Source organism: Gemella massiliensis (genome assembly GCF_900120125.1).
Taxonomy (GTDB): domain Bacteria; phylum Bacillota; class Bacilli; order Staphylococcales; family Gemellaceae; genus Gemella; species Gemella massiliensis.
In genome coordinates, this window is record NZ_LT635544.1 from 110,560 (window position 1) to 124,153 (window position 13,594).

Genomic DNA, 13,594 nt, shown 5'->3' on the forward strand with positions numbered 1-13,594 from the left:
ATTTATGCTATCCATTAGTCCTCATACTCTAAATAACCTATTGCTATTGCCCTTGGGCCGGCATGAGCCCCGATAACCGGAGAAACTGTAACTATTTCTGTTTTTATTTCTCCGAATATTTCTTTAATTATATTTTGTGTTTTTTCTAACAGATTATTGTTGTTTGTGTGGAATATAATAAGGGACTGTGGATTTTTTTTCTTAATTTCTTCACACATTTTTTTGATAACTTTTTTTATCCCGCGCTGTTTACCGCTTACTAGAAGAGCGCCGTCTTTTACAGTAATAATTGGCAGAATATTTAACATATTTGATAAAATAAATTGTGTTTTACCAAGGCGACCGCCGGCATATAGAAAGTCCATTGTTTCAACGGTAACCAATACATTTTGTTTTTTGTAAAGTTTGTTATATTCTTCTTCAATATTGTTATAAGAGATTAAACCGTTAGAAAAATCTTTAATGATTTTTTCAATAGCACGTCCTGCTATTCGTGCAACTTGTTTAGTATCAATAATTTTAATTTCTAAATCTTTTATCAATGCTTTAGCTTGAGTAAAAGATGAGAATGTTCCTGATAATCTTTCAGAAATACTAAAAATTACTACCCTTTTATAATCTTTTTCTTTTAAGGCATTTAAGGCTTCTAACACTTTTCCGACTGATGGTTGGCTGGTACTCGGTTTCATACCTTTTTTTATATATTCATAAAATTGTTCAGATTTAATTGTTATATTATCCTCATAAACCCTATTATCTAACCTTACCTCCAAAGGAATTATTGTTAATGGATAATTTTTTGTAAATTCTTCACTTACTTGTAATGTTGAATCACATAAAAATGCTGTTTTCATTTTCCCCTCACTTAATATTAAAATTTTTAAAGACTATTCTTTAAATATTGAATAATACATATAATATACTAAAAATTAAATTTTTTCAAATAAAAAGAATAAAATATAGTTATCTAATTGAAATGTATATTTTAATTAGAATAGGGATTTTAAATATCTCTTACAGGGTTTGTAAAGAATTTAAAATATTTAACTAACAATATAAAAAATTCAGTAATTAGTAATTAATTTTTTATTATTTTTCAAATAATAAAGTTAGCGACAGACGTTTATACTACTATCGACTTTTACTAAAATAATATATAAAATAAAGTCAATTACAACCGAATAAAAAAAATATCAGTAGGGAAAACTATATAAGAAAATAGCTGAAAATCCCGCCGTAGGTGAGATAGGCGAAGTTTTTAGCTATTTATAAATATTTTAATCGGTTTTATTCTGCTTTACGTTGGGCTAAAGAGCGGATAACTTTCGGATCTTTATGACTGAAGAATTGACTTTCTTTTCTGTCCAACGCTGAAATCTTTTGAATATCATCACTATCTAATTTAAAGTCAAAAACGTTTAGGTTTTCTTTCATTCTTTTAGGATGTGATGATTTTGTTAATACTACGATGTCTTGTTCAATAAAATAACGAATGATTATTTGTGCAACAGTTTTATTGTGCTTTTTAGCAATATCAACTAGAGTTTTATTATTAAAAATATCATCTTTTCCACGTGCGAATGTTGACCATGCTTCAACAACAACACCTTCTTCTTTAAACTGTTTAACAGCTTCTTTTTGTTGACAGAAAGGGTTAAGTTCTATTTGGTTAATTACCGGTTTTTCTTCGCTAAATAGTGAAAGGTCAACTAGTTTATCAATGCCGAAATTGGAAACTCCGATTGCACGAATTTTTCCTTCGTTTTTAAGCTCGATCATTGCACGCCATGCACCGAATGTATCATTATACGGTTGATGAATTAATAATAAATCAACATAATCCAGTTGTAATTTTTCTAATGAACGCATAAATGATGAACGAGCATTTTCGTAATTGGTATTGTTTATCCAAATTTTTGTAGTTATAAATAATTCTTTACGCGGAATACCGGAAGCCTTAATACCTTCACCGACACCACGTTCATTAAGATATAGTTGAGCTGTGTCGATATGACGATAACCGGCTTTGATAGCACTTGCTACGGCATCTTTTGTTTCTTCATCTGAAATATTAAAAACTCCAAAGCCTAGAACGGGAATTTCTACTTCATTATTTAATTTTAAAGTTTTCATAAGCAATTCTCCTTTATTTGTAGTCTACTATAATCAAACCAGATATAAGAAGATAAGTCAAGTAATTATATAATATTTTTATATTTTAATAATATTTGATAAATATAATAAATAATTTAATAAATTATATGGGTTGTATTATAATTTTGTCGTAAAAAACAAATTTATTTTTAGCTTCCCGGAATAACTAACTTTAAAAGTTAAAAACTCCGGTGGAATTTATTTATTGATAAGTTAAACGTTGAAATTTATTGATTTGAGAGAACTTTTCTTGAAATTTATGGAAAAAGCTTGGCAAAATTGATTTTTAAGTTGTTTATAAATAATTTTTCTTGTTTTTTACAGGTGAAGATATTTTACAAGATTTACCTTAATAAAAATACCCTAGAAAAATTTTTCTAAGGTATTTTGGTATGTATTATACTTTTGAAGTGTCAATATCGTTATAATCAATAAATTTTACTTCTTCATCTTCTTCAATAATTTCTTTAACTTTTTGCATTTGATTATCCAGTTTTGCACTAATTTCCGCACACAATAAAAGACGACGTTCAATTTCTTTTTCTTTTTCAACACTGAGATTTTTTTTATAACGTAATTTATGTTCAAGGCTTGCCCAAAAATCCATTGCGATTGTTCTGAATTGAACTTCTACAGCCACATGTTCAACACTACCTGATAAAAATATCGGTATTTCTACAATAAGGTGATAACTGCGATAACCATTGTCCTTATTATTTTTTATATAATCTTTTTCGGCTATAACCGTAATATCATCTTGTTGTTTCAAAGCGGAAACAAGTTTATATACATCATTTTTAAATGAGCATATGACACGTACTCCGGCAACGTCGTAAATATTTTGTTTTATGGTATTAACATCGAAATCTAAATTTAAACGTTGTAACTTATTCATCAAACTTACGGGGCTTTTTAAACGAGTAGAAATTGATTCTATTGGATTATTTTCTCCATGCAGTGAAAATTCTTTATCGAAGACATTAAGTTTTGTCTCTATTTCAAGCATCGCACATTCATAGTGCATAAATAATTCGATAAATGGTTGTATCTCGTTAAAGAGAATATTTTTACCATTATTTTCAGCAGGAAATAATTGTTCTGTTAATGTTTCAATGTGACTTTTTTTCATTCGTAACTCTCACTTTTATATTTTATTACACTTATCATAATATATAATATTCTTAAAATAAAGTTTAAACAATGGATAAAAATAATTTTTTATAAAAAAAGGAGATAATATAAGGAGAAGCGAAACTGTACTAAGAAAATGAGTTAATAAAAATTAATACAGATTGTAATAAAATTTAAGAAAATTCCTATGTCAACAATAAATAATAAGTTTGTGATAAAAAAACAGTTTACACAAAAATTTCACAACTAACTGAGGATGGCTATATAATCGCAAATTCAATTTCCGGGGAATAATTTAGGTATAGACAAATCACTTTTTTTACTATAAGATATATAATATAGAAAAAAATATGGGAGGAATTTTGATGCAGGTAGAAAAATGTTATTCATATACAGAAAAAAAACTAGATATATTAAAAGAAAAACTATCAGTAATCAAGCGTGATGGTAGAATTTCACGTTTTGATGCAGAAAAAATTTATAAAGCTATAGAAAAAGCGGTATTTTCAGTTTTTGGAGAAAAGCATAGTGTTGATATACAAAAAATAGTTGACAATGTTGTACTGGAAATTGCTAATCGTTTTAATACAAATATTAAAATTTATGAAATTCAAAATATAGTAGAACATACACTTGTGCAACTGGGAGAAGTTGCCATTTATGAAGAGTATGTAGGTTATCGTAGTAAGCGTGATATTGAACGTGAACAGAGTCTGGATATTAATGTAGCAATAGAAAAACTCGTAAATCGTGATGAGAGTCTTGTTAATGAAAATGCCAACAAGGATAGTTTAGTATTCAACACTCATAGAGATTTAACAAGTGGCATTGTGGCAAAAGCAATTGGGCTTAAAATGTTGCCGAAGCATGTGGCTAATTCACACCAAAAAGGAGAAATTCATTACCACGATTTAGATTATTCACCATATCAGCCGCTAACCAACTGTTGTTTGATTGATTTTAAAGAGATGTTAACAAAAGGGTTTAAAATTGGGAATGCCGAGGTAAGCAGTCCAAGAAGTATTCAAACGGCAACAGCTCAAATGGCACAAATTATTGCTAACGTTGCCTCAAGTCAATACGGTGGATGTAGTGCTGATAGAATAGATGAAGTATTAGCACCGTTTGCTAAGTTGAACTATGAGAAAAACTTAAAAATGGCACGCGAGTGGATAGAGGGTGAAGAAAAACAAGAACGCTTTGCCCGTCAAAAAACAAATAAAGATATTTATGATGCAATGCAATCGTTAGAGTATGAAATAAACACGTTGTATTCTTCTCAAGGACAAACCCCTTTTACATCTTTAGGTTTCGGTTTGGGAGAAGGAGAATTTGAAAAAGAAATTCAAAAGGCGATATTACAAGTAAGAATAGAAGGGCTTGGTGTCGAGAAAAGAACGGCGATTTTCCCGAAATTAATTTTTGTCATAAAAGATGGGTTAAATTTAAAACCGACAGATCCTAACTATGATGTAAAAGAATTGGCATTGAAATGTGCAACACAACGTATGTATCCGGATATTTTAATGTATGATACTTTAGTGAAGATCACAGGTAGTTGTAAAACACCGATGGGTTGTCGATCATTCTTACCGGCATGGCGTGATGAAAATGGTGAGTTGGTAGAAAGTGGTCGTATGAATTTAGGGGTGGTGACACTGAATTTACCACGTATCGCTATAGAATCAAAAGGAAATAAAGAATTATTCTGGAATATTTTTAATGAACGTTTAGACATTTGCAAAGAAGCATTAGACTATCGTGCAAAACGTTGCGGAGAAGCAAAACCGAAAAATGCACCTATATTATATATGCATGGAGCGTTTGGGAAAAGACTACAACCTGAAGATAAGGTTAAACAACTTTTCGATAAACAACGTGCAACGTTATCATTAGGGTACATCGGATTGTATGAAGTAGCAAGTGTATTTTATGGCGGAGATTGGGAAAAAAATCCCGAAGCTAAGGCATTTACGTTAGAAATTATGAAACATATGAAAGATAATGTTGATAAATGGACACGAGATGGTGATTATTGGTATAGTATTTATTCAACACCGAGTGAATCGTTGACAGATAGATTTTGTCGAATGGATACTGAAAAATTCGGAATTATAAAAGATGTTACAGATAAAGAATATTATACTAATTCATATCACTATGATGTTAGAAAAAATCCAACACCGTTTGAAAAATTGGAATTTGAAAAAGACTATCCATATTATGCAAGTGGCGGGTTTATTCATTACTGCGAATACCCGGTATTAAAACAAAACCCGAAAGCATTAGAAGCTGTATGGGATTTTGCTTATACACGTGTGGGTTATTTAGGAACAAATACACCGATTGACCGTTGTTACAAATGTAATTATGAGGGAGAATTTGAACCGACAAAAAAAGGCTTTAAGTGTCCGGAGTGCGGTAATAATGATCCAAAAAGTTGTGACGTTGTTAAAAGAACTTGTGGTTATTTAGGAAATCCTCAAGCACGTCCGATGATAAAAGGGCGTCATAAAGAAATTGTAGCTCGTGTAAAACATATGAAATAAATAATTTAGAAGTAATTACAGTAAAAACTAAGGCTTCTGTGTCAAATACGGGGCATAAGAAAAAATAAGGATAAAATGCTAAGCAACAAAATGTTACTTGGCATTTTTTTAATTGCCATTAAAATAATATTATAATAAAGAAAGAATTTTAATTGTATATACTAATTCTTAGATAACTGGGGTATTTTTTATATTATTCGGTATTTATATATCTATAGCTAATTAAACATTTCCATTTTATTTTGTAATTTTCGTTACAATAATATAACAGAGAGATGTGCAGATCTATTAATATTTTTTTCTTAAGAGAATATCTTTTTTTACGTAAGTTTAGTAAAAAGATAAAATAGATATGAAGTAAAGAGATTGGATAATAAAAAGAAAGAAAACAAAAGAAATGAAATTTTTGTTTTTATACAGAGAAACGATAAAAAATATTCAAAATCTATACTAAAAAAGTTAATAAATAGTAAATTAATTATTTCAGTCTTTATTTTCCTGTTGTATATATCTGTGATATAATTAGTTATCATTATAGTAAGATAGTATGCCAAAATGCTACTTCATATAATTAAAAATTTGATTTAAAGTTTTAAGGAGAACAAACAATTATGATAAAAAAAGAACAATAACGATTTTCTTTAAGAAAATATAAGGTTGGTGTCGCATCTGTATTTTTAGGTTTAGGTCTTAGTTTTGTCTTAGCCAGTTCTGGAGAGGCACAAGCTTCTGATGCTAATGAAAAAGCCGAAACTCCAACTACAAGTGAAGTAGCAAAGGCGGAAGAAAAAACCGAAACTACGGCAAAAGTAGCAAATACTACTACTGCGGTAGCGACAGAAACTAAAGCGGAAAAAACTGCAACGGTAAAAGCTGAGGAAACAAAAAAAGCAGAAGAAACAGTGAAATCTGAAGCCGAAGCACCAAAAAAACGTACAAAACGAGATGCAACAGATAATTATGCTAGTAATCCTATTTCTGTTGAAACTATATTGAAAGATGGAGAAAAGGTTACTCCCGAAATGAGCAATCCGAATGGAGCTTCTGTAAAATCACAGGAGATTCCTGACAGCAGTTATAAGAAAGTAGAAGATACAACTAAATATACTTTTGAAGTGATTAATCTTACTCGTTTTAATAAAAATTATAATGTAAATTATTATATTCGAGCATACAAAAACTATGATAATTCTAAAAATGCTACTGTCGAGTTAGTTGATAAAACAACGAATAAAGTTATTGAAACTATCAATATAGCTCAAGGCGGGGCTAAGCAATCATTTACCAAAACTACGGAAGCTTCAAATAAAGATATGACATTAACTATCAGTAGTGTTGAAGGAGCTAGTGCAACTAAAGAAAAATTACCTTTCTTACATATTGAATGGGATATCAATCCTACTATTCTTTCTTATGCGGAGATGTCAGGGAATACACAAGATGAAAAAGAGAAAAAAGCTAAATATACTAAGGTAATGAACACTCGTTCAATGAATGATATTTTTAACGCAGTAGAACCTACATATAATGGGCGTGAAATTACACACTCAGATGTTATTATTCCTAGTGTTTTAGGAAAAACAACTTATTATAGGGTAGTTGATAAGGCTAACCAAACTTATAAGTCGGATAAAACTGATACTTCTGTTCAGGATTATGTTCCAAATGGGAAAGAGACTGATTTGGCGAGCTATACACTAAAAACAATGGAAGGGCAAAATTTCACTGCTTCAGGTGTAAGACAGTTTGAGGGTTATCGACTATATCAATCAGCAGCTGCAGATTCACTAAGTGGTTATGTATCGCGTCCATATGTTGTAGGTACCAAATTCTTGGATGCTAATGCAAATGGAATTAAACGTATAAAAGAAGTGGTTAAAGAAGATGGGACAGTGGGTATTCGAGTTTATGTATTAGATCCACGTCAACAAGAAAAACGTTCAGATGGTACATTAGAAACTGATGGTTATATTTTGATGGCTGAAACAGGTGAGATACCTCCGGGTGGGAAAAATACTGTAAGTCTTCCGGATAAGGAAGTCCAAACAATAGCTTTTACAGATAAAAATGGTGTAGCACATCCGAATGGAATTACTGTTAAAGGTCACACAAGCACGGGACACTTAGGAGGCCCGGATAACTATTTTATACCATTCCTAGGAGATAAAATTGGACATAATTCACAAAATGATCAATTGGTGAATGGAGTACAAAATAACGGAGCTATAGGGACAAATGTTTTCTTAAGAAATTCGTTGGCGCCTTATAAACCAACAGTGTATTACTATGTTAAAAATGAACCGGCTGAAGTAGAATTAGGTGTTACAAAAGTGTTGAACAATCGTAAATTGAAAGAAAATGAATTTACTTTCAACATTAAAAATGCTGATGATAAAACCCCTGCTTTAAATCAGGATAAAACAAATGCAACAGATGGAACTGTAAAATTTGATAAAATATCATTCTATAAAGCTGGGACATACACATATACGATTACTGAAAAAGTTGGTACGGACACAGATGTTGACTACGATGCAATGACAGTAACAGCTGTCGTAACGGTTGTAGAAAAAGATGGTAAATTAACTGTAGAGAAACCTAAATATTCGTATGCAAACGATGCAAACTCAAACGGGAAATTTGACAACTATTATGTAGCTCCAAAAGAACTGGACTTTTCTGTTGAATTCACAAAAGTTCTTGATGGTCGTCCGTTAAAAGATAGAGAGTTTTCATTCACGATGAAAGATAAAGACGGAACAATTATTGCGAACGGTACGAACGATACAACCGGTAAGATTACATTCACATTTGTGGATGGTAAAAAGCCAATGTATAAAAAAGCCGATGCCGGTAAAACATTTACATATACAGTAGAAGAAGTACAAAAAGTTGATGATAAAGAAACGGGTTATGATCCGATGAAAGCGGAAGTGACAGTAACTGTTTCTAAAGATGAAAGTCATGTCTTAACAGTTGTGACAACACCTCCAAAAGATACAGAATTTAATAATACTGCAAAACCGCCAAAACCGGAATTCCAATCGGAGAAATATGTTGTAGATCGTGAAAAATTTGACATTACCGGTGAAAAACTTCTAGATGATGATAAAGAATTGACTGACAAGTATGGAGATACAAATAAAGATCCATATACAGACAAAACTGACAATAACGAAGCGGAAAACTTAAATACTAAGACTCTAAAACGTGGACAAAAAATTGTTTATCAAGTATGGTTAGATACAAATAAATTTGAAGCCGCTCATAAGATTCAACAAGTAGGCATTACAGATGAATACGATAGTGCTTATTTAACGGTTGAAAAAACAGGTATTAAAGTATATGATAGTAAAACCGGTAATGACGTAACAGATTTATTCGATATTACTGTTGAAAACGGTAAGATTACAGCAACCTCTAAAGAAAGTTTAATCAAAGATAATGTATTAGATTTAACACAATTTTCATTCGGGCGTTATTACAAATTTGACATCGTTGCGACAATTAAAGCGGACACTCCTGATGGAGTAGATATTGAGAACACAGCAAAACAAACAGTACATCAATACAACCCAGTTAGTAAGAACGTAGAAAAACCTGAAAAACCAACTCAAAAACGTGTAAATAATATTCCGGTAGAGCTGGAGTTTGACTTTACTAAGAAACTTGAAGGACGTGAGTTAAAACAAGGTGAATTTAGCTTCGTACTAAAAGATGAAAAAGGTAATGTAATCGAAACTGTGAAAAATGATGCTGACGGAAAAGTTAAATTCAAAGTTGAGTACAAAAAAGGTCAAGAAGGTACTTACAAATACACAGTAGAAGAAGTGCGTGGAACAGAAGTAGGTATAGAATATGATAGAATGGTAGCGACAGTGATTGTAACTGTTACTAAAGAAGGTAAAGTATTGACAGCAACTTCTAAATTACCGAAAGATACTGAGTTTAATAACAAAGTAACACCACCGACACCACCGACACCACCAACACCACCAACACCGCCAACACCGCCAACACCGGTATTACCAAAAACCGGTCTTGACACAACAGGTAGTACGGCAGGATTCGGAGTGTTGTTAGCGGGTATTGCATTAGCAGTAAGAAAACGTCAAGAAGAAAAATAAAATCTAAGGACAAAGTTTAGATTTTAAACAAAAAACAGACTTGATAATTCACTATATCAAGTCTGTTTTCTTTAATTTTATACAACCGTTTTTTGTTATATATTCCAAGGATAGCTGACGAAATTGAGATGGTGAATATATACTTTTATAAATTTCTATTTTTTAAAATTGACAAAAACTTATTATTTATAATTATTATGTATAGAAAATATACAAAATGTAATGAAATAGTATCATTATAAATCTTTACTTTAAGATATATTTCTGATAAAATCTTATGTAGTATATATTAGGAGGAAATTCAAATGGGTAAATTAACTAAAGGGTTATTTTTAGGTGTTGCTTCAGCGGTGGGAGCATACTATTATAAAAATCCAAAAGAATTAGAAAAACATAAAGAATTATTAAAAGAAAATGTAAAATTAGGTTTGAATAAGGTGAACGATTTTATTAATGGTGACTGTTGTTGTAAAAGAGATGGTGTGGATCGTACCGGAGAAGATATAGCGAAAGAACGTCTGGATAAATTGACAGCTGCGTATAATAAAGAAGAAAAAGCTGAACCGTTTGTTGAACTGAAAACAGATGAAAAACCAATCGAGCAGGTTGAAATTGTAGAAGAAGAACCACTAACGGAAACTGCAGAAGATTTAAAAGAAGAAATCGAAAAAAGCGAAGAAGTTGATGAAGTCGTTAGTGAAGAAACATCAGAAGATCTTCAAGAAGATACAACAATAGAAGAAGTTATTGGTGATGAACAAGAGGAAACTTCGAAATTGGAACAGGAAGTAGAAGATGCTAAAATTGAACTGGGTCGTTTGATTGAAGAAAGATCACAGGAAAAAACAGAAGATAAAGATGTGACTGAAGATAAAGCTGCAAATAAAACAACATTAGATTCGATTGTATCGCTATTTTCATCAAAAGAAGATAAATAAAATATATTAAAAGACAGGTTTTTTATACTAACTTTAAAAGTAGAATAGCTTTAGAAGTTGAGTATTGTTACCTGTCTTTTTATAATTATTTTATACCATTTATCAAGTTTATTATAATACCGTTCGGGTCACTAATAGTAATACTATCACCGGTTTCTTTTAATATATTTACATTATGACTTTTAATATGTTGTAAAACTGAGTTATAAGTATCACTATCAATAAAATGAATATCAAATTTCTCTAAACCCGGTGTTCCTTTTTTACGTAGGTTTAAATTAGGGCCTGCCCAGTTGTTAACGGCAAGATGATGATGATAACTTCCATAAGCAATCCAACTTGCACTAGGAACGGTAAATTTGTCTTTGAACCCTAGAATGTGTTGGAAGAAGTTACTTGATTCTTTAGAATTTTTAACACTTAGGTGAACATGACCGACTGATGTACCGACAGGCAATTGATAAGGGGATCTTGGTTGCGAAATATTAAGAAGATGTTCGGCGTCAAGTGCTTCTGTTATACCAATAATACGCCCGTCTTCACGTTTATCCCAAAATTTTTCATCTTTATCATAATAGACTTCAATACCGTTACCTTCAGGGTCTGAAAGATATATAGCGTTGCTATAACCGTGGTCTGCCCCTCCTTCTAATAAAACTTTAGTTGAGACAAAATGGTTTAGGATATTGGCTAAATCCTGCTCGCTCGGTACAAGGTAAGCAACATGATATAAGCCATACGAACGAATAAATTTAGTATGAACCTTATTCAATATTAAAAGCGGTTTATTATCAATTGTACCTAATGTAGCAGATGTTTCATTGTGAGAAATAATGTGCATACCCATTGTATGTGTATAGAAGTTAAGTTGACTATCTAAATTATTAACATTTAATGTGATCGTACCAAGTACGATGCCAGAATTATATTTTTTCATAAATTTTCACCTCAATTATATTTATTAATTTATTATATATATATTTATATACAAAATATTTTTTGTTGCTGATTTTATAGTAGTGTGGCAACCTTAAGGATTAACTTTTGAACAGCAACGAGACTAATAACAATGTTTGTAGTGGTAATAGTAAAATACTTTTAGCATTTTACTTTGAGAATTTTAGACCTTGGTTAAAATTCTAGTCGAAAAATCCATTCACGCAGTGAATTAGTTGTAGGCGTCCATACCACCGCTAACCATTGCTGAAATATTTGTAAAATAATATATAGTATATTTTACAAGGTACAATATTTTTTAGCAAGTAGGTACTTTTTTGTTCCATAGTATCTTTTTGAATGGATTTATATTGTTTAAGTAAATATAATTATTAAAAAATTAATTCAATCATAGATATAAGATTAAAAATTTTAAGTATTTATTCTAAATTATTATTATATTGAATGTCAAGTAGTGTTTTTTATGATATAATAATAAAGTTGAATACGGTAAGGAACCGAAACGAAAATAATCAAAAGGAGTGAGTACCAATATGGCATTGACAGCCGGGATAGTTGGATTACCGAATGTGGGGAAAAGTACCCTTTTTAACGCAATAACTAAGGCAGGAGCATTAGCGGCAAACTACCCATTTGCGACAATTGATCCAAATGTGGGAATTGTTGAAGTACCTGATAAAAGATTAATTAAACTAACAGAATTAGTAGAACCTAAAAAAACAGTACCAACATCATTTGAATTTACAGATATAGCCGGTATTGTAAAAGGAGCATCAAAAGGAGAGGGACTGGGGAATAAATTTCTTAGTCATATTCGTGAAGTAGATGCGATTTGTCAAGTGGTTCGTTGTTTTGAAGATGAGAATATTACACATGTTGCCGGAGGTGTAGATCCACTGTATGACATCGAAGTAATTAACTTAGAACTTATTTTAGCTGATCTTGAAAGCGTTGAAAAACGAATCGGGCGTGTTGAAAAACAAGCTAAACAAAAAGATAAAGATGCAGTAGCAGAATTTAGTGTATTATCTAAGGTGAGAGATATTTTAAAAGAAGAAAAACCTGCACGATTACTGGAATTAGATAAAGAAGAACAAAAAATTGCTAAAAATTTACATTTACTAACGATGAAACCAATGCTTTATGTTGCAAATGTAAGTGAAGAAGATTTACCTAATATTGATGGGAACGATCATGTAAAAAAAGTTCGTGAATTTGCAGGAGAAGAAGGCAGTCAAGTAATTGTTGTCTGTGCGAAAATTGAAGAAGAAATGGCATCATTGGAAGATGAGGAAAAGGCTATGTTCTTAGAAGAATTAGGTATTGATGAGAGCGGATTGGATAAACTGATTAAAGAAAGTTATAGTTTATTAGGACTGGCGACATACTTTACAGCAGGTGTTCAGGAAGTAAGAGCGTGGACGTTTAAAAAAGGAATGCTAGCACCGGAATGTGCAGGAATTATTCACTCTGATTTTGAACGTGGTTTTATTCGTGCTGAAACGGTAAGTTATGATGATTTAGTTGAGTATGGAAGTATGCAAAAGGCAAAAGAAGCGGGACGAGTACGTCTTGAAGGAAAAGAATATGAAGTAAAAGATGGCGATATTATGCTGTTTAGATTCAACGTATAGAGTACAAAATTTAAAAAGTAAATCAATAATTAAATAATGTAATTATCCTACGAAGAAAACCGTAGGATTTCTTATATTTTATAGAGGTATGTTATAATTATGTA

At 31.1% G+C, this 13,594-nt stretch carries 8 protein-coding genes and 1 pseudogene; 5 read left to right on the forward strand and 4 right to left on the reverse strand.

Annotation, left to right across the window (positions count from 1 at the left end):
* Positions 1-14: 14 nt before the first annotated feature.
* From BQ7358_RS00555 to BQ7358_RS00565, 3 genes are all read right to left on the reverse strand, one after another.
* Positions 15-854, reverse strand: coding sequence for a DegV family protein (locus tag BQ7358_RS00555; RefSeq protein ID WP_062172254.1), 840 nt, complete (start codon positions 852-854; stop codon positions 15-17).
* Positions 855-1,287: 433 nt separating this feature from the next.
* The gene (locus BQ7358_RS00560; protein WP_062172256.1) at positions 1,288-2,133 is read right to left on the reverse strand and encodes an aldo/keto reductase; all 846 of its coding nucleotides are present in this window, start codon (positions 2,131-2,133) and stop codon (positions 1,288-1,290) included.
* 418 nt (positions 2,134-2,551) lie between these two features.
* Positions 2,552-3,283 carry a GTP pyrophosphokinase gene (locus BQ7358_RS00565; RefSeq protein WP_072520099.1) on the reverse strand — a complete coding sequence of 244 codons (732 nt, stop codon included), beginning with the start codon at positions 3,281-3,283 and terminating at the stop codon, positions 2,552-2,554.
* Between the two features lie 367 nt (positions 3,284-3,650).
* Between BQ7358_RS00565 and nrdD the strand changes: the two genes are divergently transcribed.
* The 4 genes and pseudogenes from nrdD to BQ7358_RS00580 all read left to right on the forward strand — a co-directional run bounded on the left by nrdD (position 3,651) and on the right by BQ7358_RS00580 (position 10,899).
* The gene (gene nrdD / locus BQ7358_RS00570) at positions 3,651-5,834 is read left to right on the forward strand and encodes an anaerobic ribonucleoside-triphosphate reductase (RefSeq protein WP_062172258.1); all 2,184 of its coding nucleotides are present in this window, start codon (positions 3,651-3,653) and stop codon (positions 5,832-5,834) included.
* A 632-nt stretch (positions 5,835-6,466) separates the two neighbouring features.
* A pseudogene (locus BQ7358_RS09245) lies at positions 6,467-6,556 on the forward strand (YSIRK-type signal peptide-containing protein); the annotation flags it as partial.
* A 180-nt stretch (positions 6,557-6,736) separates the two neighbouring features.
* Positions 6,737-9,961 carry a Spy0128 family protein gene (locus tag BQ7358_RS08715; RefSeq protein WP_072520100.1) on the forward strand — a complete coding sequence of 1,075 codons (3,225 nt, stop codon included), beginning with the start codon at positions 6,737-6,739 and terminating at the stop codon, positions 9,959-9,961.
* A gap of 305 nt (positions 9,962-10,266) precedes the next feature.
* The gene (locus tag BQ7358_RS00580) at positions 10,267-10,899 is read left to right on the forward strand and encodes a hypothetical protein (protein ID WP_062172262.1); all 633 of its coding nucleotides are present in this window, start codon (positions 10,267-10,269) and stop codon (positions 10,897-10,899) included.
* Between the two features lie 85 nt (positions 10,900-10,984).
* Here BQ7358_RS00580 and BQ7358_RS00585 read toward each other — a convergent pair whose 3' ends face one another.
* A complete protein-coding gene (locus BQ7358_RS00585) occupies positions 10,985-11,836 on the reverse strand; it encodes a VOC family protein (RefSeq protein WP_062172673.1) in 852 nt (283 codons plus the stop codon).
* A gap of 553 nt (positions 11,837-12,389) precedes the next feature.
* On the opposite strand from BQ7358_RS00585, the gene ychF reads away from it, so the two are divergent.
* Positions 12,390-13,490 (forward strand): redox-regulated ATPase YchF, encoded by a 1,101-nt coding sequence (gene ychF, locus BQ7358_RS00590; protein ID WP_062172675.1) that lies wholly within the window; start codon positions 12,390-12,392, stop codon positions 13,488-13,490.
* Positions 13,491-13,594 lie beyond the last annotated feature (104 nt).